At 46.6% G+C, this 23,143-nt stretch carries 24 protein-coding genes; 4 read left to right on the forward strand and 20 right to left on the reverse strand.

Annotated elements, in window-relative coordinates; genetic code table 11:
- Positions 1–86: 86 nt before the first annotated feature.
- The 10 genes from C161_RS02455 to C161_RS02505 all read right to left on the reverse strand — a co-directional run bounded on the left by C161_RS02455 (position 87) and on the right by C161_RS02505 (position 9,138).
- Positions 87–572, reverse strand: a complete 486-nt coding sequence (locus C161_RS02455; protein WP_036668079.1) for a DedA family protein — start codon at positions 570–572, stop codon at positions 87–89.
- A gap of 13 nt (positions 573–585) precedes the next feature.
- Positions 586–1,131, reverse strand: a complete 546-nt coding sequence (gene pssA / locus C161_RS02460; protein WP_036668080.1) for a CDP-diacylglycerol--serine O-phosphatidyltransferase — start codon at positions 1,129–1,131, stop codon at positions 586–588.
- A 21-nt stretch (positions 1,132–1,152) separates the two neighbouring features.
- Positions 1,153–2,901, reverse strand: coding sequence for a sensor histidine kinase (locus C161_RS02465; RefSeq protein WP_036668081.1), 1,749 nt, complete (start codon positions 2,899–2,901; stop codon positions 1,153–1,155).
- On the reverse strand, positions 2,898–3,578 hold the full coding sequence (locus tag C161_RS02470; RefSeq protein WP_036606855.1) for a response regulator transcription factor: 681 nt from the start codon (positions 3,576–3,578) through the stop codon (positions 2,898–2,900). Before C161_RS02470 ends, C161_RS02465 begins: the two co-directional genes overlap by 4 nt.
- 249 nt (positions 3,579–3,827) lie before the next feature.
- Complete coding sequence (gene thiD, locus C161_RS02480; RefSeq protein WP_017692191.1) at positions 3,828–4,640, reverse strand: bifunctional hydroxymethylpyrimidine kinase/phosphomethylpyrimidine kinase; 813 nt, start codon at positions 4,638–4,640, stop codon at positions 3,828–3,830.
- A 105-nt stretch (positions 4,641–4,745) separates the two neighbouring features.
- On the reverse strand, positions 4,746–5,444 hold the full coding sequence (locus C161_RS02485; protein ID WP_036668082.1) for an ABC transporter permease: 699 nt from the start codon (positions 5,442–5,444) through the stop codon (positions 4,746–4,748).
- Entirely contained in the window at positions 5,437–6,360 is a 924-nt protein-coding gene (locus tag C161_RS02490) for an ABC transporter ATP-binding protein (RefSeq protein ID WP_036668083.1), read from the reverse strand. The genes C161_RS02485 and C161_RS02490 overlap by 8 nt, the downstream gene beginning before the upstream one ends.
- A 127-nt stretch (positions 6,361–6,487) precedes the next feature.
- On the reverse strand, positions 6,488–7,420 hold the full coding sequence (locus tag C161_RS02495; protein WP_036668084.1) for a sensor histidine kinase: 933 nt from the start codon (positions 7,418–7,420) through the stop codon (positions 6,488–6,490).
- Positions 7,417–8,082, reverse strand: a complete 666-nt coding sequence (locus C161_RS02500) for a response regulator transcription factor (protein WP_051447024.1) — start codon at positions 8,080–8,082, stop codon at positions 7,417–7,419. The genes C161_RS02495 and C161_RS02500 overlap by 4 nt, the downstream gene beginning before the upstream one ends.
- 204 nt (positions 8,083–8,286) lie before the next feature.
- Positions 8,287–9,138, reverse strand: coding sequence for a DegV family protein (locus C161_RS02505; protein ID WP_036606840.1), 852 nt, complete (start codon positions 9,136–9,138; stop codon positions 8,287–8,289).
- Between the two features lie 305 nt (positions 9,139–9,443).
- On the opposite strand from C161_RS02505, the gene C161_RS02510 reads away from it, so the two are divergent.
- From C161_RS02510 to C161_RS02525, 4 genes are all read left to right on the forward strand, one after another.
- Complete coding sequence (locus tag C161_RS02510) at positions 9,444–10,220, forward strand: ABC transporter permease (RefSeq protein ID WP_036606839.1); 777 nt, start codon at positions 9,444–9,446, stop codon at positions 10,218–10,220.
- A complete protein-coding gene (locus C161_RS02515) occupies positions 10,217–11,017 on the forward strand; it encodes an ABC transporter permease (RefSeq protein ID WP_036668086.1) in 801 nt (266 codons plus the stop codon). Before C161_RS02510 ends, C161_RS02515 begins: the two co-directional genes overlap by 4 nt.
- A 22-nt stretch (positions 11,018–11,039) precedes the next feature.
- A complete protein-coding gene (locus tag C161_RS02520; protein ID WP_036668167.1) occupies positions 11,040–12,008 on the forward strand; it encodes an ABC transporter ATP-binding protein in 969 nt (322 codons plus the stop codon).
- A gap of 96 nt (positions 12,009–12,104) precedes the next feature.
- Positions 12,105–12,782 carry a succinylglutamate desuccinylase/aspartoacylase family protein gene (locus C161_RS02525; protein ID WP_036668087.1) on the forward strand — a complete coding sequence of 226 codons (678 nt, stop codon included), beginning with the start codon at positions 12,105–12,107 and terminating at the stop codon, positions 12,780–12,782.
- A gap of 86 nt (positions 12,783–12,868) precedes the next feature.
- Here the strand turns inward: C161_RS02525 and C161_RS02530 are convergent, their stop codons facing one another.
- The 10 genes from C161_RS02530 to C161_RS02575 all read right to left on the reverse strand — a co-directional run bounded on the left by C161_RS02530 (position 12,869) and on the right by C161_RS02575 (position 23,017).
- Positions 12,869–13,924: a serine hydrolase domain-containing protein gene (locus C161_RS02530; RefSeq protein WP_051449545.1), complete on the reverse strand. Its 1,056-nt coding sequence runs from the start codon at positions 13,922–13,924 to the stop codon at positions 12,869–12,871.
- A 165-nt stretch (positions 13,925–14,089) separates the two neighbouring features.
- On the reverse strand, positions 14,090–14,491 hold the full coding sequence (locus C161_RS02535; protein ID WP_036606833.1) for a MerR family transcriptional regulator: 402 nt from the start codon (positions 14,489–14,491) through the stop codon (positions 14,090–14,092).
- Between the two features lie 25 nt (positions 14,492–14,516).
- Positions 14,517–15,995 carry an alpha/beta hydrolase family protein gene (locus C161_RS02540; protein WP_036668088.1) on the reverse strand — a complete coding sequence of 493 codons (1,479 nt, stop codon included), beginning with the start codon at positions 15,993–15,995 and terminating at the stop codon, positions 14,517–14,519.
- 84 nt (positions 15,996–16,079) lie between these two features.
- Positions 16,080–17,642 (reverse strand): glycoside hydrolase family 32 protein, encoded by a 1,563-nt coding sequence (locus C161_RS02545; RefSeq protein ID WP_084650016.1) that lies wholly within the window; start codon positions 17,640–17,642, stop codon positions 16,080–16,082.
- Positions 17,643–17,684: 42 nt separating this feature from the next.
- Positions 17,685–18,512: a carbohydrate ABC transporter permease gene (locus C161_RS02550; protein ID WP_036607075.1), complete on the reverse strand. Its 828-nt coding sequence runs from the start codon at positions 18,510–18,512 to the stop codon at positions 17,685–17,687.
- Positions 18,512–19,396: a carbohydrate ABC transporter permease gene (locus tag C161_RS02555; RefSeq protein ID WP_036606829.1), complete on the reverse strand. Its 885-nt coding sequence runs from the start codon at positions 19,394–19,396 to the stop codon at positions 18,512–18,514. The genes C161_RS02550 and C161_RS02555 overlap by 1 nt, the downstream gene beginning before the upstream one ends.
- A gap of 147 nt (positions 19,397–19,543) precedes the next feature.
- The gene (locus C161_RS02560) at positions 19,544–20,869 is read right to left on the reverse strand and encodes an ABC transporter substrate-binding protein (RefSeq protein ID WP_084650018.1); all 1,326 of its coding nucleotides are present in this window, start codon (positions 20,867–20,869) and stop codon (positions 19,544–19,546) included.
- A 162-nt stretch (positions 20,870–21,031) separates the two neighbouring features.
- Positions 21,032–22,012 carry a LacI family DNA-binding transcriptional regulator gene (locus C161_RS02565; RefSeq protein ID WP_036607071.1) on the reverse strand — a complete coding sequence of 327 codons (981 nt, stop codon included), beginning with the start codon at positions 22,010–22,012 and terminating at the stop codon, positions 21,032–21,034.
- Positions 22,013–22,104: 92 nt separating this feature from the next.
- The gene (locus C161_RS02570; protein ID WP_036668090.1) at positions 22,105–22,548 is read right to left on the reverse strand and encodes a FixH family protein; all 444 of its coding nucleotides are present in this window, start codon (positions 22,546–22,548) and stop codon (positions 22,105–22,107) included.
- Positions 22,549–22,567: 19 nt separating this feature from the next.
- Positions 22,568–23,017 (reverse strand): disulfide oxidoreductase, encoded by a 450-nt coding sequence (locus tag C161_RS02575; protein ID WP_051449546.1) that lies wholly within the window; start codon positions 23,015–23,017, stop codon positions 22,568–22,570.
- Positions 23,018–23,143 lie beyond the last annotated feature (126 nt).

Below are 23,143 nucleotides of genomic sequence, written 5' to 3' on the forward strand. Positions count from 1 at the left end.
CTAAACTCATAGAAAAACAAAAAAAGACCACCTTACACTCAAGAGGTCTTCGATCTTTGCCTGTTGTTACAAAAGGCTGTCCCATTTTAAGTTAACACGCCAACATAAAAACCAATCGAGATAAAGACAACACACCAGACTAATGCACCAATGCCCGACACAACTACGTACCTGCCAATTGCCATCTTGCTAATCCCGGAGAAACAACACATCAGATGACGAATGCCTGGAATGAAGTAACCCAGGATGATGGACCAATACCCATATTTGAGGAACCACGACTCCACCCTGCTGAATCGTTTGGCATTAACGCCGACCCACTTGCCGTATTTTTCAACCAGCGGCCTGCCCGCTTTTTTGCCAATCATGTAGCTAAGCAGCCCTCCGGTAAATGCGCCACCGAAACTGACGGCGATGGATACGGAGTAATTCAATACCGAGATGGAGGCGAGATAACCGACAAAAGTCATCATCACCTCATCCGGAATCGGCATGCCAATAACGCCAAGAGCCAGTAGTCCGTATATTGCGAAATAACCATATTGACCAATAAATTCTTTTGCAAATTCCATACTGACTCGCTCCTTATTTCGGTTCCACAATATCCTTCTCATGTGAGGCTAACACTTGTTTTAGAGACGGGAATCGGATTTGGCTCACCATGAGACCGGATAATACAATAATGACAAGATAGGCTACACCATGTGTGAAATAAGGACTCCAGAGTGCGAAAAAGGACATCAGACCTCCCGCAAATGTAATCGGCATTCCGACAAAACCACTGCTTGGTGTCTTCTGACAGTTATAACGGGCCAGACGCAAAGCACCGCAAATCGGAAACAATGCAGTCAGTGCCATCCCCAGCACACTCACTTCAATCATGGAATTCAGGTACAGAATCAGCACGGGCGCTGTTCCGAATGAAACTACATCCGCAAGCGAGTCCAGGGACTTGCCGAACTCACCCTCACAATGCAATTTACGAGCCGCATACCCGTCAAACAGATCAAAGAACATCGCTACCCATATCATCATCACAGCCAGGGCAAATTCACCATGAATAGCCATAATGACTGCCAGCATGCCTGAACTCAGATTCCCCAAGGTTAAAATCGATGGTAAAGACTTCATAAGATTTGACTCCCTTTCGTACTAGGCTTTAGGAAAAATAATATAAAAACGGACTCCATCCGGTGTATTCTCCACTCCATAACTGCACCCATGCAGATCAAGAATCTGCTTCGCAATGGCCAGACCGAGCCCGGTACCACCCATTTTACGATTACGTGAGCGCTCTACCCGATAGAACCTCTCCCATATATACTGCCGCTCAGCTTCAGCTATCTGCTCGCCCTTATTCTCAATGGAAATATGGACAAAACCTTCACGCCTGCTAATCTCAATAGTTATATCGGTATGTGGTATCGCATGACGTATAGCATTCATCATGATATTGAAAATAACTTGCTCCAGCTTGCTTCGGTCACCCTCAACCGTCTGTTCTGTTGTGGATATAAGCACCACATCCAATCCTTTGTCCTTCAGTTGCGGACCCAGACGGCCGGCGATATCTTCAATCATGTCAGCCAGTGCAACAGCATCCGTATTCAATTGAACCGCTGAGGATTCCAGTCGCACCAGATCCAGCATCTCTTCAACCATCGTTTCCATTTTGATCGTCTCATCGGCAATGATCTCAATGTAACGCTCCCGTTTGCTCTCACTGACGCCATCCTTCAGTCCTTCAGAATATCCCTTAATAATGCTGATTGGTGTCTTAAGTTCATGTGATGCATCGGCAAAAAACTTGCGCTGACGCTGTTCAATCTCCTGCTTCATTTCCATATCTGTACGCATCTGCGTGTTGGCCTGCCTCAGCTCTTCCAATGTCTGACCCAAGGTTCCCGATAAGGCATTGAGGCTGTTAGACAGACTCCCGATCTCATCATTACGCCGGATGGGTGATTTCACCGTGAAATCCAGCGTAGACATTTTCTTGGCGACATGGTTCAAGGCCAAGAGCGGCTTCGTTATAATTCGGGACAGGAGCAACGCCAGCAACAGAATCAATATAAATGCCCCTATGCCAAAATACGCATAGAACAAACGTGTTGCCTCATTCGCTTCCCTCATCTCCTGTAGAGAGGTGAGCGAAAAGATCAGTTGTTGCTCGGGTCCGGAACGATGCACTGGAGCAATGGTGATGACATTGCGAACACCGCTCCAGCTATCCATCCATTCTTCATTGAGCATTTTGCCATTCGCCAAGGCAAGTTGATCTTCGGTGGATAATGGGAACCGGCTATCCAGTGCTTGCACCAGCAGTCCCTGCCTTTGACTCCACGTTGCCAGATTGGGAAGAACTACCTCGGTTAATACGCCTGACCATTCCTTTACAGGTTCAATTGATTCCTGAAAGCTTTCTGTTCCCCATGCGGCGGAAGTGGCATCCTGGATTTTGAAAGGATAGACCATGGATTCGCTGGCCGGACCTTTCACCGTCAGTTCTTGCCCATATTTTAGATGGGATGTAATCCAGCCAGCATTCTCACTATTGATAAACAAGGACAAGGACACTTTCACGTGACTTCCATCCTCTTGAAGCAACGTAATGTGGAACGGGTCATTAACCAATCTTCCGGTATTCGTCAAAATGACCAGATGTGATTGATTCTGACGCATGAACTTCCCGGTCTCCTTGGCTAGCTGTAAATCACTCCAATGCCCATTGGAGTATTGCTGTTCGAACTTGGACAGCTTTTTCTTCATACTGCTGACCTTTTGATGCTGATAGAAGTCGGGGAACCAGACCAACTGGGCAAAAACCGTCGTCCCATATAGAAGAACCAGACATCCTGCCATGACCAGGAAAAGCTTCATCGTTACGCCATTTCTTCTCATGCTTCTGCCTCGAAACGATATCCAGTGCCAATCACCGTCCGGATACACTTGGCTTCATCACCCAGTTTGCTGCGCAACTTCTTGATGTGGGTATCTACAACACGTGAGTCCCCTTCAAAATCAAATCCCCAGATCCGATTCAAAATGGCATCCCGGGACAACACAATGCCTGCATTACGTACCAGATAAAGCAACAGATCATATTCCTTTGGTGCAAGTTCCACTTCAATTCCGTCCTTCTCCAGACGTCTGGCCCATGGATCAAGGGTTACCTGTCCGAAGCGAATCACACCCTGCTCTCGTCCAAATGCACCTTCAACACGCTTCATTAATGTCTCTGCACGTGCAACCAGCACACGTGGACTAAACGGCTTGGTGACGTAATCGTCTACGCCCAGCTGAAATCCATGAATTTTATCGTCATCCTCGGACCGTGCAGTCAGCATGATAATAGGTACGGTGGATTGGGATCGAATATGCCCACATAACGTCCATCCATCCATTTCAGGCATCAAAACATCCAGAATAACCAGATCTACCTCATGCAGAGCCAACAGTTCCAGTGCCTGTACTCCATGTTCAGCTTCTATGACGTTCCATTGTTCTTTTATGAAATAATCGGCCACAATCTCACGAATGCGGCTTTCATCTTCCACCAGAAGCACTGTTCTGATCATGGCCGACTCTCCTTTTAGATTTCTGATGATAACATACCTATTCCATGTGTCGTTCATGTGTCCACACATGTTTTGGAATGCTCCCATGATATATACGATTAATATAAGCCAAAAGTTACTAATTTTTATAAAAATTCGCATAAAAAAGAAGCCATCAACGAGCAAGCTCCTGCTCATTGACAGCCACTTGAATGAAATCGAAGTGTGTTATCCAGAATTGATGCGCTACTGTGCGCTCCCTGGCAACACTTAACGTTGTTGCTCCAGACGGTGTGCCACATGCAGTGTCGGACCAACAAAACGGTTCAGCGGGAATCCGCCGGCAATCGCTTTGGTCACGAAGGCTTTACCTTCACGAACAGCCTCTTTCACTGAAAGACCACGAGCCAATCCTGCGGTAATCGCCGCAGACGTTGTGCAGCCCGCACCATGAGTATATCCGGAGCCGACAACATCGGCTTCAAACCATTCGTAGTTGGTTCCATCATAGAGTAGATCCATTGCTTTACCCGGGCTAATGACACCTCTGTCCTTGATCAGAACATGTTTCGAGCCATGGGCATGAATTGCTGCTGCCGCTGCTTCCATTTGTTCCTTGGAGCGAATAGGTCCGCTCTTCGCCAGTTGGGATGCTTCGAACAGATTAGGTGTAACCAGATCAGCACCTGGCAACAGGAATTCGATCATCGCTTCCGTATTTTCCGGTTGCAGTACTTCGTCTGTACCTTTGCAGACCATTACCGGATCGATAACGATCTGTGGCAGACCGCTGCGGCGAATATGTTTTGCTACCAGTTCAATAATATCTACAGAACCGAGCATACCTGTCTTCATTGCATCAAAACCGATGCCGTCCAGAACCGTGCGAAGCTGCGCTTCAACTACATTTAATTCAACAGGAAAGACCTGGTGATCCCATGTTTCGGGCTCCATTGCCACAACCGTAGTCAGTACGGTCATGCCATACACACCCAGCTCCTGAAAAGTTTTCAAATCAGCTTGAATACCTGCACCGCCGCTCGTGTCCGAACCAGCTATTGTTAATGTTTTTGGAATCGTCATGGTAGTTGCATTCTCCTTCGTGTCTCAGTTGACATTATCCTATCCCTTGTACGAGCGGATGTCAATGGCATCTGAAGCCATACAGAGCTTGGTTTTCCGAATGATTCAGTTCACATCTTTTGTCTCCAGACGAACCATGGACATCGAAGCAATCCATATCCCTATTGCTCCAAGGGTCAGAGGAATAATAATAAGAGAATGAATGGAAACTTCCGACCCGTTGAATCCGGAGCAGACAATCGAAACCAGCAAAATGGACGAGACCATTGTAGTTGTAACAGAATGCTTACGCATACCGAAGAATAGGGGAATGAGTGCCATACACGCAGCCGATAAAGAACTTATACTGTACTTCACCAGAAGTCCCAATATATCCCGATTCGTCAGTGATTCAGGAATGAAGGAGTAGAATTGATTAACAATCAACAATAGTGAGCCCATGAACAGATCGTTAACCATAATCATCACAAATGTAAAACCAAACACGATAATCAATTTGGCAGCGATGATTTTATGACGCTGGATGGGATAGGTGAACATGACGTTCATCGTTTTATTTCTATACTCACTGATCACCAGCTTGGATAATAAAGCTCCTGCAAATATGATAAAGGTCGCTCTCGCAAACGTATCAATAATCATAAAGGCGGTCTGGTAATCGGCATAGGCATAATCTTCTGCTCCCACATCCACGAATCCAATCATGATCAGGAAAAGAAGAATGGCTATGCTGGCAATACCTGCCCCTGCAAAATTACGTGCAAAACGGTGCTTCCGCATCTCAAGTCTGATTAGTTTAAGCAACGTCTTCATCCCCTTTCACAAGCTTCATGAAGTGTTCTTCCAGGGAATGAGCCCGTTTGGATATCGATTCGATCTCAATGCCGTGTTGGATCAGCTTGGTGTTCAGTTCTGATGGAATAATTCCCGGATCATAGATGCGTAACGTTTGGTCGTCAACCAGTTTATAATTACTCAAACCAAGCTGGTGTTCAATGACATAGGTCGCTTTGCGGATATCCACCGCCTGTAACTCGATGTACTCATTTTGACTTCCACGAATGCTCTCCATCGATACTTCCTCCACCAAACGACCGCCGCGAATGACACCAACTGTGTCCGCAATCTGCTCTATCTCGCCAAGAATGTGACTGGAGACCAGCAGGGTAATGCGATACTCATTGCTAAGGCGCTTGAACAAATCTCGCATTTCCCGGATCCCTACAGGATCCAATCCGTTGATCGGTTCATCCAGAATGAGCAGTTCTGGTGTGGTTATAAGTGCACGAGCCAGTCCCAGCCTTTGCTTCATGCCTAAGGAGAAGTCCTTGACCGGTTTGTTGCCTGTATCCTTCAGCCCTACCATTTCCATCGTATTGTTGATGATTTTTTTGTTGTAAAACCCCATGTATTCACAGTGAAGTTCCAGATTTTCGCCAGCAGACAGCCTATCGTAGAAAAAAGGATATTCAATAATGCTGCCCATTCGCTTCAGCACTTCATAGGAGGTCGGCGTTAGCTTCTCCCCAAACAGTTCTATCTCCCCTGTGGTTGGTTTGACGAGATTGGTGAGCATCTTCATGATGGTTGTTTTACCAGCACCATTCGGACCGAGGAATCCATAGATCTCACCTTGCTTGATATTCATATTGACGTTGGATACAACCTCCACCCCTTCATATACTTTGGTCACATCTATTGTTCGTGCGATATAATTCATCGTCCTTGTTCTCCTTTACGTCCCCTGTCCGGGTTCCTATATCTATATTGTAAAGAGAAAAGTCTTCTTTTTTATTAATCAAATCTTACAAAAACCTTAAGTCTGACCGGACACGCCAACGCAGGGTCTACCAAGCCTTTAAGGTAACCGAGAATACAGTCCGTTGATGTGGCACACTATGCAAGTGAATACTTCCACCCATCCGCTCAACTAGCCGTTTCGTAATGGTCAGACCCAGGCCACTGCCTTGATAGAGTCGATTACGGGAATCCTCCAGTGTATACATGCGTTCAAACACACGGCTATGCTCGCTCTCAGGAATCCCTTTTCCCTGATCCCAGATCTGTAACGTCACAGGTGCACCTATTGAATGATCAAGTGAAAGTCCCAGTACCTTACCCTCTGCCCCGTATTTCATTCCATTGGTAATGAGATTATCCAGCACACGGTCCAATGCTTCTTCATTCGCTTGCACGAAGATATCACCCGCAGGTATCTCCAGCTCCACGTACAATCCCAGATTCGTCAACATCTCATAAAAGGAAAGCATCTTCAACCGGCATAATTCACTTAAATTCACCCGACTAAGTACCAGTTCCGTATCTCCGGATTCCAGCTTCGCCAGATCAAAAAAGGAATGGATCAAACGCAGCACTTCCTGCGCCTTATCTTGTATTTTCTCCGTCATCATCTTCCGTTCCTGATCGGTCAATGATGGGCTGTGCAGTAAGGTCTCACTATAACCCAGCACAACCGTGAGTGGCGTTTTCAGATCATGAGAAATGTTGGAGAGCATATTACGCATCTCCTTCTCCTGGTTCGTATAACCAGCCTTCGCGCGGTGCGCATGATCCAGCAGCTGGTTCATGTCTTTCAAAAGCTGACTGACTTGTTCATCACTATTGAATACAAGCAAGCGCTCAAAGGTGCCTTGATCCAAAATATCGGATATTTTCTGATGAATATAGGTCAGGTGTTGGTTTCTTTTCCGGAATTTCAACCACAATACAATGAAGGCAATGGCCAGAATACCCGTCGTGATGGCAAAAATCAGTGTCATCCCTGCTCCGCCTCCAGCTTATACCCGATGCCCCAGAGTGTCTTGATATACTGGGGAGCCGAAGGGTCTACCTCCAGTTTCTCACGCAGACGACGCATATGTACGTTAATGATATTTTCGTCTCCATAATAATGATCGTTCCAGACGGAAGCGTAGATCTGAGCCTTGGTGAACACTTTGCCAGGATGGGTAACCAACAGCTTCAGAATTCCAAATTCCTTGGATGTCAGCTTGACGGGTGTCCCTTCACGTTCCACCTCGTACGTCTCCATGTCAACTACGAGTCCTCCAATGTGAATACGTTGATCTTTAGCCACTTCAGCCACAGGCTGAGTAGTATAATTGGCGCGGCGAATCGCAGCTTTGATGCGGGCAGTCAGTTCTATTAACGAGAAAGGTTTGCTCAAGTAATCATCTGCACCGAACCCCAGACCTAATGCTTTGTCCACCTCCCCATCCTTCGCAGACAGAATGAGCACAGGTACCAGACTGACTGCCCGAATGGTTTGCAGCACATCCATCCCACTTTTGCGGGGCAGCATCAGATCCAGAATAACCAGATCATACCCGGGTTGTGACTGGCTGAACTGACGTTCTGCCTCTAAGCCGTCATATGCATAAGTGACGTCGTAGCCCTCTTTTTCCAAGTATGGCCCGACCATCTCACTAATTGAACGATCATCTTCAACAAGCAACAAGCGGTGACTTAACACATGTTTCCCTCCAACATGAACAGTTTTCTTTATTACCTCACAGTTTGTTTGAATTGGCAATGATATACGAAAAAACCTGACAGGAGCAACACTTTGACATCAAGTGTGTTTCCTGCCAGGTCTATGAGAGTTTATAGATGAGTGCTTATACGTCTAGTCTCTATATCCGTTCTCGCTGTGTATCCAGCACAGTCCAATGGTTCCTGCACCTGCATGAATACTCACCACAGGGATAAACGGCATGATTTCGGTCTTTAATTTAGGGAGCAGATTGGCAATCTGCTTCTTGATCGTGACGGCTTCTTCCTGATTGTTCGCATGCATAATGCACACATGCTTTACTTTCTCCACATCCAGCTTGAGCATATCCAGCATGCGCTCTTTTGTCCGCTTGAACGTGCGAATTTTCTCATTCACAACCACTTTGCCCTCTTCAAATCGAAGCAGCAGATGGATCTTGAGCAGTTGACTGATGATCAGCTGTGTGCCCGACACCCGGCCACTGCGGTGAAGATGCTGAAGACTGGCCGGAATGAGGTAAAAGGACATGTTATCAATCATCTGTTCAATGTTTACTTTGATCTCGGCAGCTGAACATCCCTGCTTCTGCCATTCCAGTCCTTGCATAATCATCTCACGGTGAGGATAGGCACCTGCCTTCGAATCAATTGCGGTCACCGTCACTCCTGCAATCTCTGCAGCCTGCATGGACGTATGCAGCGTTCCGCTAAGCTCTGTAGAGCAATGAATCGTAATAATCTCATCGTACTTGTCTTTGAGCGACTCATACAGTTCAATGAATTCGCCAATGGGTGGCTGCGAACTGCTCGCACGTGAAGCCTCCGCAAGTTTCTCATAGAACATTTCAGATGTAATGTCATCGGTTTCCCGGTAACATTCCTCTCCAAATACGATGCGCAGCGGTACGATGTAGATATGATTTTGCTCCGCAAAAACGGGATCCAGTGTACTGGTACTATCGGTGACCCATGCAATTTTCTTCATGACATCCTTCTCTCTTGCCGGATTGTTCGTTCTGTATCCTCAATCGTCAAGCACAAGCCCGGCGGTTTATTTAAAATTTGAATATTTCACATTGTAAACGTTTGCGATACTACCTCTCAATTATAAATGAACGGACAGACCGTTGTCTTGTGGCGCAATCATGAACACCCCTGTTAATACCATTATTAGCTAAAAAAATGTCTTGCCTGTGAAGGAATAAATTGGTATGCTGTTGTCCTTCTCTCTTTTTCGCCTTGACTGAAGTGAACGGAAACGCCGTTCAATCCACTTATCGGAGGTGTCACATGCTTTATTTCACTCTGGCTTCCAAAGCCTACTCCCGGAATCTGCAATACCGCGGGGCACACATGGTACATAACTTGGCAAGCGCCATGTTTGGTTACATGTATGCCTGCCTCTGGATCGGTATCGGGGCCGACCATACTCTCGGAGAATATGGGACACAGGGAATGATCAGTTACATTGCGTTCACGCAATCCTCTCTCTGGATCTCGGGTTTTCTCACGAACGGATTGGGTATTCCCTTATCCGTCAGGACAGGGCAGATCGCACTGGATCTGATGAGGCCTGTTCATCTGTTCACCCACCTGATGGCACGCGAATGGGGGCAGATTGCCTACCAGTTCGTGTACAAAAGTATTCCGATCTACCTGCTCTTCTCCATTGTCTTTTCCCTGCATTGGCCCTCAGACGTTTCAACACTATTCTATGCCGCACTTGGTCTTGCCGGCGCCGCATACTTGTCCATCTGTATGAACTACATCATTGGTGCCACGTCGATGTGGACCACGGAGTCCTCTTGGCTTCACTGGGGCAATCACGCGATGATGAATCTGCTGGCTGGTTTTTTCATTCCGCTGGAATGGCTACCGAACTGGCTTGAACAACTTGCCTGGATATCACCCTACCCTTTCCTGCTCTATGTACCTACCCGAATCTATCTTGGTTTCGAAGATGGCTCCTTGTTATGGGGAACCTTGCTTTGGTGTGTCTTTATGACGTTGATCTGTCTTGCCATCACCCAAGTGTTACGTCGTAAAGTGGAGGTACAAGGCGGATGAAGCGAACTTCCTGGTTCAATTTATATAAAATGCTCATTCGAACAAGCATCCGCAGTCGGATGCAATACAAGTTCAATTTCATCATGGCGTCCGTACTGGCCGCTTTAATTCAGATCTCCGAGTTTCTGATGGTTGCTCTCGTGCTGCACAAATTCGGAGCAATTAAAGGCTGGTCCCTCCATGAGATCGGTTATCTCTTCGCCATCATGACGTTATCCAAAACACTGTATCGAACGTTCGGCAATGAGGTTCACCATCTGGAAAAATATCTGGTTAATGGTGAACTTGATCAACTGTTAACTCGTCCCATGCCCGTATTGCTGGCACTGTTGCCGCAAAATTTCCGCATCATGGCTGGAGAAGTCCTGCAAGGCGGGTTCATTCTCTGCTGGTCAGTGGCAGGCATGATGCATAGCGGACAGATTGGCTGGGTAGCCATTCCCTTCTCCCTGCTCATTATCCTGACGGGCGCAGTTATTCTCTTTTCCATAGGACTTGCTACCGCCACACTCGGATTCTGGACCACACGTATCGAGGAATTACAGACGATCACTGAGGATGCAGCACGAACGGCTGCCCAATATCCGCTAACGTTATATCCCAAATGGATGTCTGGCATTCTGTTAACGGTGATTCCGGTGGGATTCGTCAACTACATTCCGTCACTGTACCTGCTACGGGGTGAAGGAGGAGCGTGGATTCTTGTTGCTGTTGCGGCGGTTGCCGTACTGAGTTTGGCTGCAAGTCTGCGTTTCTGGCAATTCGGCATGACCAAATATCAAAGTACAGGTAGCTAAGGAGGCGTAACGAATCATGAACATGATCACAGCACGGCATCTGCAAAAGGAATTCAAAACTCCTGTTATTCGCGAAGGACGTTTCTCCGGTCTACGTACGTTATTTTCACGTGAGTATGTGTCCAAGGAAGCAGTACGCGATATCAGTTTTGATATCGGCCCAGGGGAATTTGTGGGTTACATCGGTCCGAACGGAGCTGGCAAGTCTACCACGATCAAAATGCTGACAGGTATCCTGCACCCAACCTCGGGTGAGGTAAGGCTTGACGGTATGAACCCGCATCAGGACAGGCGCAGGACCGTTGGTCGACTAGGCGTTGTGTTTGGACAGCGCAGTCAGCTCTGGTGGGATCTGCCCGTGAAAGATTCATATGATATTCTGGCCGAGATGTACGGCGTTCGTGCCGAGGATAAAAAGAAACGACTGTCCCAGTTCGCCGAGCTGCTGGACCTTGAATCGTTCTGGGCCACGCCTGTCCGCAAGCTCTCGTTTGGACAACGCATGCGTGCCGATCTCGCAGCTTCCATGCTGCATGATCCCGAACTGCTTTTTCTCGATGAACCAACGATCGGACTGGATGTGAATGCAAAGCGGAACATTCGTCAATTTCTACGTACATTAAATGAAACGTTTGGCAAAACGATTTTGCTGACCACACATGACATGGACGACATTGAGCAGTTATGCAGCCGGGTCATGGTGATTAACAATGGTCAACTGACCTATGACGGCACGATTTCGTCACTTCGCGAAACCATCGGACTACCTACGCTGATTCGGGTAACGTTCCGAGGAGAGTTCCACATCCCGGATGTTGTGTCGTCCGCGATACATATTTCTGGAGTGGAAGGACAGATTGTCACCGTGGAAGTGAACCGGAAGGAATGGAGCACAATGGACATTCTGAAACAGTTGGAGCACTGGGGTGAGATTGAAGATGTAGAGATGAAAGAACCCGATTTTGAAGATATCATTCATCGGGTGTATTAGTCGGCCCGTTTTGTGAGGAAATAGGATGAAGACCTGTTCTTACGCCGTTACATGAAAGAGGGACATGGCGTACTGTAATAACGGAGGTGAAGCGTCATGCTTGTGACCAAACATGTCCTTCTAGCATCCACCGTACACGCTACTCCCTACTTCATTGTACGTGGCATGATGCCGGGACCCGTGATGTTCATTACATCCGGGGTTCACGGGAATGAAACGGCGAGTATGGCCGCTGCGCAAAAACTCGCAGATGATATTGCGACAGGTCGTCACGCCATTCAGCGAGGGCTGTTAATTATCGTGCCACGTGTGAACCAGCAAGCCTACGCTAAGAAAATCAGAGGCAAGCCAGATCTGAATCGTACGTTTCCACGTCGTATGTCAGGCAAGGCCAAGCATCCCCTCGCTGCGGCAGTTTTTCAGCTGGCGCGTGAACATCGGGCCGACTGGTGGCTTGATCTGCATGAAGCCAACGGCCTGTCTCAACTGAGTTCACGAGTGCTTGGACAGACGTTGATCACCAATCCCGGCAGTCGGACGATTCCAGCTTGCAGAAGAGTTATCGAACGGATGAATTGGTCGATTGCCATTCGTGATCGTCATTTTAACCTCAAGCAGCATGAATTGCCGGGATCTGCCCGTACAGCGGCTTCAAGACTATTACAAGCCCGTTCCGTCACAGTGGAGACCTGTTGGAGTCTGAAACGCTCGACCCGTATCAAGTATCAGACGAAGATTGTGCACCATTTTCTGCGTGAAGCGGGTATGTCATGATCAAGACTATTAAGATAGAACGAAAAAAACCTCCAACAGAGAGCGCCGAAGTACATCCTCAGGTGATCTCTATTGGAGGTGTTTTTTTATCCCTGCATCATGACTTCCAGTATTTTATTACCCACGGGATCCAGCGGCATGAGTGGATAAAGGTCTTTTTTAGTTATAAACTTGAATATCGCATCCAGATACTCATCCACAATTGAGGCTGATCCAAAACAATAATTGGACAATAATACGATGCCTATACCCTGTTCCTTGTTTAAGGCTAAATAACTGCTAAAACCAAATGTCCCCCCATTATGCCAGAGAATATTCTGATCTAAGAGCTTATCCTTATGCCATCCTAAATATAAGTCCGAATCTCCAATCATTATAGGAACATGACTTTTTTGTATTGCAGAGGCTATCGGATGATCATCATTAAGGTTGGCCTGAACAAATAAACTCATATCGTGAACAGATGACTTGATCGCCCCAGCCCCTGCATGTACACTAAGATCCCAGTGAGGCATCTTTTTCCCCGTTGACGTATGTCCGTCCACAAATCTGCCATTCTGTTCTGCATTCAGCATAGCTGCTGTCTCCGTCATGTTTAATGGACCTGTGATATATTTTTTCAGCAAATCATCATATGTACTTCCTGATACTTTACATAGGATATAACCTAGTAAGCCCACGCCGGTATTGGAGTACTCAAATGAACCCATCTGATCCGTATAGTCAGCATCCGATAAAAAAGCAAGTAAATCATCCTCCGTATAATCTGAATACGGATTCAATCGGTTTTTCGTGGGGTTCAGATTTGTGGCAAGTCTAGGCAATCCAGAGGTATGCGTAGCAAGACTTTTTAAGGTAACCTTATTCAAATAATCGTTTTTAGCGTTGTATATGTACTTGCCAACCGTGTCATCCGTAGAAAGCTGCTGTTCACGTTCCAATTCTAACAGAAGGATCGATGTAAAAACTTTGGTTACAGAGCCGATTTCGAACAACCTGTGTTCAGGAGAAGCCACGCTCTTCTTTTTGGGATTGCCCAATGAATGATATTCGATATCTCCCTTTGTAATAACGCCAATCTCAAGATGCAGATGTTTCTTTCCTTTGATGTAATCGGATACAAAACCTTGCAGATCCCTCATAGAAAATGTTACTCCTTTTGTGGTGTGAGTTTCATTATTGAAATTTTGAAATCACGTTAAACACCATTATGTATTGGCAAACTACACTATGTATTCTTTCTAAATCTCCGATTCCCTGCTCGTTAGTCAACTCCTGTTTTCTGCTAAACAGGAAAAGAGCCGCGATTACGGCTCTTTCTTTTGCACCCTGAACGATTGAATATAATTGTCGATATCGTCCTCCGGTGTATGCAACAGTCGTGCCAGATTAATCTGCAGCTGTTCCAGATGGTCAATATGCTTCTGAATGTCAGTGATGCGTTCGCGTACAAGGGTTTTTAACGTTTCCTTTTCCATGTCTTCCTGACTGAGTAACTGTAACGTATCCTGTATTTCCTTTAGAGAGTAACCCAGCGACTGGGCATCCTTAATAAATTTAATCTTCACCAAATAATCCTCAGTATACACCCGGTATCCGTTGGAGGAACGACCGGGAGCGGGCAGAATCCCGCTGTCCTCATAATAACGGAGGGTTGCCATACTTACACCGGTACGCTTAGCCAGCTCTCCTCTTGTCATGGTTTCCATAGATACCCTCCATCCTTCTGCTGGGTTATTCCGCTTTTTGGTGACGTAGCTTGGTATACTTGGTATCATAAGTGGCCTCAGGGAATTTAGATGAAGGGCCTTGCAACAACGGCTGCTCCTCCCCCTTCAAATAATGATCAAAGAAGGCCAGCGTATAGGATCTGGTAATATCCACATTATGTTCTGGCGTCATACCTCTGGCAAACATTTTTGGTGAAATTAACGAAATATCCGTAAAGCTTTGATGAAATAAATTCTCCACTGTCAGATAATAGGTATCATTAAGACTGTTTGACATCACCCGATCCAAATCAGGCTCAAACTCGGGATAAAATACTTTATCCTTGGCAGTGGCGCCCGGGTCCAGACTTTTGGCTGTCCCACCCGACATGATATACATAAACGGCTGTTTCAAGGCTGTTGTGGATACTTTACCCCAGAAACCGCCTTCCAAACTAAGTCCTGCTTTGAAACGGTCATCCTGAGCCAGCGCTTCCGCCGTGGTTGCACCGCCGTAGGAGTGACCAAAGATACCGACAGAATCCAGATCAAGCTTGCCTTCGAGCAATTGATTCGGATCATATGAATTCCACTGTGTGAGAGTGTCCAGTACAAAGCTTGCATCCTCTGCACGAATACCTATACCTTTTATATTATATTGATATAGTTCTTTGGAGGTTGGGAAGTCAGGGTCCGGCTGATAAGAAGCGACATCGCCATCCGAGAATGTAACTTGTGCAGATGTATACGGATGGTCGATACCAACCACAATGTAGCCGTTGCTCACAAGTTCCTCAATCGCGGTCATACTTTGAAAGCGAGTAGAACGTATCCCTGGTGAAAACAGTAAAACAGGATACTTGCTCTGTGCGGCAGATACCTCGGCACCTTTAACAACATGCGTCGGAATCGTGTCAAGGTAACTGAATACCACTGGTGGAATACCAAATACCAGGCTGATCGCCTCTCCCAATTCGGCAGGATAATGCTCTAGCGGCAATCCTTTGGCTGTTTCCTGATCTACAGGATACCAGACATTGATCATGAGTTCCCGCTTGTCGCCCGGTTCAACCGATTTCGTTTCTTCCCGGGAATCATCCGTTAACTGCTGCGAAAAGGTTCCTATGGCAAATGAACCCGTCGATTCGGGCATCGTGAATGCAGGGAATAACGACGTCAACACCATTGTACCTGCACTAAGAGCCAGCACCAGAATGGATGCCAAAATGGTTTTGAACCACGATCGACGTTTCTGTTTCTGTGTATTCTGAATATTGCGCCGTGACTTCCATAATTGAACGGACAATACAATCAGTAAAACAAAGGCCACGATATAGGTAGGCATCAACTGCACACGAAAATGATCCATTCCCCCATGCAAAAGGATAGCCAGTGCCAGTGCCGACAACGTACCGCCCCCCACTACCCGATGTTTGGGAGCCACCCAAATAACCACTGCGCTAATAACTGTCACGATTACCAAAATCCATTCTAAAATTCTCATTATTCAGCCTCCAATATTTCTTGATAAAAAAAGAATAAACCTTGAAGCATACTTCAAGGTCAAGGCTGTATTTTAGAAAAGATTTTATCGAGGAATTCGTAAATCCCATTTCCGAAGTTCGGTCAACGTGCACGTTCCGGACGAGAAAGCCTTAATACCTGTTGAGTTCGGCCCAGGATAGATCCGTCCTGTCATCACTTGCTCCCCCTGCTGAATGAACACCTCAATGGAGCTGACATCCATAAAGATATGAAGTTCCAGTTTCCCGTCAAGCAGTTCCACTGTTGCAGCTCGTTCTCCGCCCGGCCCTTGTCCGGCCTGCTCGCGATTCAAGCATAAGCGACGCTGCTCTACATCATAGGAAATCACGGTTTCTTCATCCTCACCCGTGCGCAGCTTTAACCCAAAGTGTTGTGCCTGTTCCGCTTCGAATACAGCATACAGTTCGTAACGGTCTCCACTGATTCCAAGATCAAAATCATGTTCATCACCATTTAAATGTATACCATACTGCTCGGTGCCTTCCGACCTGTACTGTATAAGTTCGGAAAGAGGCTGGAATATCAATCGTTCTCCCCTACGAATCAATTGTCTTGGCAACGTCATCGCTCCAGCCCAGGCATGGGACTGTTGTGTCGGGATTTCCGTTTCCCACGTATCCATCCAAGCCACCATGATTCGTCGTCCCTGTGCATCCTCCATCGTCTGAGGTGCGTAAAAGTCGAAGCCACAGTCCAACGGAACGTACTGCTCGTACTTCAACACACCCTGGTCTTCATCCAGCGTTCCCATCATATAAACGGTCGAATGCAAGTTGCGATAGTTATCTCCCTGAGCAGGCATGCGTTGCGGAGACATGATCAGAATATCTCGGCCATCCAATGTGAACAGATCGGGACATTCCCAATTGTCGCCAAGCGTCCCGTCACTCTGGGCCATAATGTTGACATAACTCCAATCCAGCAAGTCCGTTGAGCGGTATAACAGAATGACACCTTTGCCCGCAGCATCATTCGATCCAAGGACGCAATAGTACACACTGTTTCGTTCAAACACTTTCGGATCACGGAAGTCCTTCGTACTCGTATGCTCCGGAATCTGATCCAGCCGAATGACCGGATTCATCGTGCTTTTGACAAAATCAATCCCATTGTCCGAGACAGCGATATTCTGTGTCTGCAAGTAATCGTTATCCTTGTCAGGTCCAGTCACGACATGTCCCGTGTACATCAGCACCAACTTGCCATCCTGCACGATTGCACTTCCGGAGAAACAGCCTCCACTGTCGTAGCTCTGATCGGGCGCCAGTGCAACAGGCAGGTAAGACCACGTAACCAAATCACGGCTCACCGCATGGCCCCAGTGCATCGGCCCCCATACCGGTTCATAGGGATAATGCTGATAGAACAAATGATACATCCCACCGAAGTATATGAAGCCGTTGGGATCATTCATCCAGCCCACCTCTGGCATCAAATGATAGGCCATTCGATAGGTTGGATCAACCTGATGTCGATGCTCCTTGATATATGCGTTGGCCCGGGCGAGTGTATACCTCTCCTTTGTTTGAGCCGAAGAACTCGTCAGTCCAAGGTCTGTCTCTTGCCTTGTGTCTATTTCCTGCTTCTCGTGTCGTTCCTGGTTCATATGTCCTTCACTCCTGTCTCTCTATATATCACCCGACTGAACTTATTTGATTGCCCCTTGCATGACCCCCTGAATAATGTACTTCTGCGCAAACAGATAAACGATCAGGACAGGTAGCAGGGTCAACACCAGACCAGCCATCAATGGACCGTAATCCACTGTATATGTCCCATAAAAATAAAACGTGGACAACGGCAGCGTACGCTGCTCGGATGAAGTCAGTACTAGAGAAGGCAGCAAAAAATCATTCCATATCCACAATACATTCAGCACGCTAATCGTTACGGTTGTTGGCAGTAACACTGGCAGTACGATACGGAAAAAGGTCTGCACTCTGCCGCAGCCATCCATTAGAGCCGCTTCTTCAAGCTCCAGGGGAATACTTTTGATAAAGCCATGGTAGATAAATACGGCGAGCGGACTGCCAAAGCCAATATACATGTAGATCAGCGACCACTTGTTATCCAGCAGGCTGAGCGAGCCGTATATTTTAACCAATGGAATCATAATGGCCTGGAACGGAATAATCATCGCAGCTACCATCAGGAAAAAGAGATACTGATTCACCTTGCTTTTGTGACGAACAAAGTAATGGGCTGTCATCGCCGCAAAAAGAGCAATCAGTAATACACCTGCAATGGTAATGAGCAACGAATTGCTGAATGCGGATACATATCCCATTTTGTCAAAAGCATTGACGTAATTATCGAATTGAAAGGAGCTTGGCAAGCCCAGCGGATCGGAGGTAATTGCCTGGTTAGCCTTGAACGAATTGACGATTAGAAGCACAAACGGAAATACAAACAAAATCATCACAATGATTAATGCAATAAACTTCATCCAGTTGAGAATGCGCGATTGTCCAGCCATCATGCCTCGACCTCCAGTTTTTTGCTGAAATAGACCTGGAGCAATGTAATGGCGGCTACAAGGATAAACAGAACAAAGGCTTCTGCCTGACCCAATCCGTAGTCACGAGCAAGAAAGGCCTGCTCATAAACATGCATGGATACCATCTCTGTGCTCTTGAAGGGCCCGCCACTGGTCAAAGAGACGTTCAGATCATACACCATGAATCCCCGTTGCAGTGACAAAAAGATGCATACAATAAACGAAGGAACCATCAGTGGCAATACAATGCGCGCCAGCATTTTGCGATTACTTGCCCCATCAATACTGGCTGCCTCCATAACATCCTTCGGCACATTCATCAGTCCTGCAATGTAGATAACCATCATATAACCGGCATACTGCCAAACGGTCACCACAACGAGAGCCCAGAACGCTTTATCCGGATCAGCTAACCAAGAGGTGGAGAACAGCGTGAGATTCATTTTTTGTCCTGCAAAGACGAGTACCTGATTAAAAATAAACTGCCAGATGAAACCAAGCACGATTCCACCCACCAGATTTGGCAGGAAAAATCCAGCCCGAAACCAGCCCTGTGCCTTCATTCCCCGAGTTACAACGTAAGCGAGCAGGAAGGCAACCGCATTGGTCAGCACAACGGTAATAAATACGTACTCCAGCGTCATCCCAAATGATTTCCAGAACACGGTGTCCTTGAACACACCGATGTAATTATCCCAGCCAACAAAGTTTTGATCGATGGCAATGCCATCCCAGTTCGTAAACGTCAAATAAATACCATACAAAAATGGAATAATCATCACCGTAGCAAACGCAAATAATGTCGGGCCAGTAAAGATCAGGCGGGTGCGCAGACGTGTCCATAATCCTTTTTCGGTCAGCATTGTCAACCTCCACTCTATCCAAATGATTAGCCTGGCGGTTATACCGGAAACAAGTCGAACAGACCTCGTGTGGAAGCTGTATGTTCACCATCTCCGGCGTACCGCAAGTCTCTCTCTATGTGCTGCACAGGGCTATGATTAATTCCTTTATTTCACGTTGCTCCAGTATGCCTGAATTTCACTGGCAAGTCCGGCACGGTCAATGACGTCAGCCAAATATTTCTGCATGGATGCACCCAGTTTGGACCAGTGATCCGCAGGAAGTGTGCTCATTGATTCCTCGATTTTGCCTGCCTTGATGTATTCACTAATGGATTTGCCAAGTGGATCGGTTGGCTCCAATGTAATGTTGCTGAATGCCGGAATAATACTGGCTTGATTCACCAGGAAATCCTGACCTTTTTCGTTATAAACGATCCAGTCCAAAAATTTCTTCGCTGCTTCCTGCTGCGCTGGTGTGCTCTTTTCCTTATCCAGCAATATTCGTTTGGATACGGCAGCAGAGATTTGCGTATTACCGAAATCATCTGGATTATTGCTCACAGGTACCGGGAGGAAGCCATATTTTCCATCTGCTGTATCAAAGCTTGAAATTTGTGGCCATGCCCAGTTGCCCTGGAACCAGATACCTACCTCACCCTTGCCAAGCACTTCAGGTCCACGCTCATAGGTTCCGGACAGTGGAGAAGCCTTGTCAATATTGTAGGTTTTCATCAGATCAAATGTATCTAACAAGCCATTAAACACGGCATTGGAAGCAAGGTCCACTTGACCTGCCTTCAGATCAGTAATGAATTGATCCACCTTCGCACGGTCTGAAGACTGCCCACCATATGCAAGCCCCAGATAATGCGCACCAAGCGACCAATCCATCGGAGATACAATCAAAGGTGATTTTCCAGTAGCAGCGATCTTTTGGAACAACTCATCAAGCTGTGCAGTGGTCTGTACAGACTTTGGATCGAATGTCCCACCTACCGCCTGATCCAAGACATTCTGGTTATAGATGAATCCATATCCTTCAATAGAGAACGGGAAGGCATAATTTTTGCCATCAAACGTTGTAGCCGCTGTGCTATTCTCCACAGCATCCTTCATCCAAGACTCGGATGTGAGGTCCAGAACACGATCTTTGAATTTCTCGACATCCCCTGTATCCAGCATCATCATCGTTGTAGGGCTGCCAGAGGCATACAAAGCAGACGCTTTTTCAAACGGAGACTGTCCACTGCCTACAGGTACAATTTCAAGTGTTATATTTGGATTTTCGGCATGAAAGTCTTTAGCCACTTGTTCCAACTGACTGTTAATTTCCGACTTTGAATTAAGCAAGGTGATTTTGACACTCTCACTGCTGCTACCCTCTGAGGAGGAGTTGGACTCCGTCGCTGCTTTACCTCCACATGCCGACAATACAAGCATCATAATCAATGACAATACCGATAATTTCATCCATCTCTGTTCTCTTTTCATCTTGTTATGGCCCCCGATCAATAGTTTAAAAGGAAACGCTTACAAATCGAATTATAATGTCAAAGGTTTGACATGTCAATCGTTTGACATACCATTCAAAAAAAAATTTCTACGACTTCATTTTTCCGTTGCAAAAGGACGAATATGAAAAAACGACCTGTATCAGGTCGTCTCTCTCTCCACGATAGTAACTGGCAAAATATGCTCCATTCCGATCTTCTCTTCCGCGAGTTGGCGCCGAATCAGATCAATAGCCAGCTTAGCCATGGCCTCCACCGGCTGCCTGATCGTTGTTATGCCAGGCATCGTATACGCTGCCGCACGACTGTCATCATAACCTATAATAGCGATATCGTCGGGTACCTTGCGCCCACCTAACACGATCTGCTTCAGCGCATGCACCGCCATCAGATCACTCGTTACAAAGAGCCCATCCACCTCGGGGTGTTGTGCAAGCAGCTTATCCACCAATTCCGTATACTGATGCTGATCAAACACATTCAGATCGGTTTCATGAATCATGACCGGTTTGACTCCATGAGCCTGCAATGTATCAACGAAACCTGTCGTCCGGCGATTGGACAGCATTTGCAATTCCAAATTACCGCAGATATGTGCCAAATGTCGTCTGTTCTTCGAGAGCAACAATTCAGCAGCCATAACCCCTCCCTGATAGTTATCAGATGAGATAAACGGGATGTCTTCACCGATCTTACGATCAAAGGTCACGATTGGGGAATGCAGATTCATATACTCATCAACTTCCAGTGTATGACTTCCCATAATAATGCCATCCACGCGATTACCCTTGAGCATTTCCACATATTCACGCTCTTTGGAAGGGTCCATGTGGGAATTGCATAACATAATTTTAAATCCATTCTGGTAAGCATGATACTCAACATAGCTAGCCAGTTCTCCAAAAAACGGATGGGATACATCGGGGATAATCAAGCCTATCACATTGGATTGCTTACGCAGAAGAGAACGGGCAATTTCGTTGGGTCGATAGTTCAGTTCGTCCATGGTTTGATACACTTTGTCCCGAGTCTTCTGACTGATATATCCCCGGTTGTTTAATACACGCGAGACGGTAGTTACAGAAACTCCTGCCCTGAGTGCAACATCATGAATAGTTGCCATAACAGCCTCTTTTCCTACAACATTCTTCATACCTTTAACATTATAAACCTATTGTTAAACCTGAACCAAAGCCTTGGTACCCGCCTGCTGCTTCATTCCGCTACAATTCTCGCTCTCGGCATGCTATGCATAGCTCCGTGCGTAACATGGACCTGTACCACATACGTACCTGGTTCTTCAAAGGTATGCTGGATTTCATAATGCCCTTCCTCTGCCTCCTTGGCAGTTATAGCCCCCTGATTCTCCAGTTCGTCCGCTGTCATCATACCTTGTTCCGGAGATACAGAAGGCGGATCATCAAGCTCATTCCAGATCTGGAATTGCACATGGTCAGCATGACTTAACGGTGCATCTCCCTGTGTAAGCTTCACCTGCAACCGTGTTGGTTCATGAAGAGAAGCTTTCTCTGGAACGTCAAGTTTCACTTTGATCATCTCCGGCATCTCGCCCGATTGTGACTGTTCTTCATAAGAGCATCCCACCGTCAGGAGGAGCAGAATAACGAAGGGCATGAACCACCGAGCTTGTCCGCTCATCACCATCTATCCTTTCTTATTAAGAAGATTTTGGTGTTTTGCCGATACCCCACAGCATCACGATGATGATAATAAAGGCGATCAGTGCCAGTAATGGAATTGTGATGAAACCAAACCAGTTCAAATAGTCGGTATAACATGGAACCTTACCGCACGCGACGGCATTACCTGTAGCCGAAAAAACACGCTGGATCGTTACATGATATAACGAAATGCCGCCACCGACGAAACTCAGTGGGAGTACGTATTTCGTGATGCCCACGTCATCCTTAAAGTAAGCAATGCCCAGCAAAATCGTTAGTGGATACATGAATATGCGCTGGTACCAGCACAGATCACATGGAAGAAAGCCCTTGATCTCACTGAAATAGAGACTCCCCCCTGTTGCGATAACGGAAACGGCCCAAGCGACAAATAACCGGGTATCCACATTTCTCGCTGGGCGCTCCGATTTTGATGATGTACTCATTCCTCTGTCCCCCTCTTCATTTTGCTTATACCAAATTATCATACATCATTCTAGACTCCATCGGCTATTCAAGCTGTTATGTAGGTCATTACTCGATGATTATACCAAATATTTGAACTTTTGGGT

This window comes from Paenibacillus sp. FSL R5-192 (assembly GCF_000517845.1).
In the GTDB taxonomy this organism is placed as follows: Bacteria; Bacillota; Bacilli; order Paenibacillales; family Paenibacillaceae; genus Paenibacillus; species Paenibacillus amylolyticus.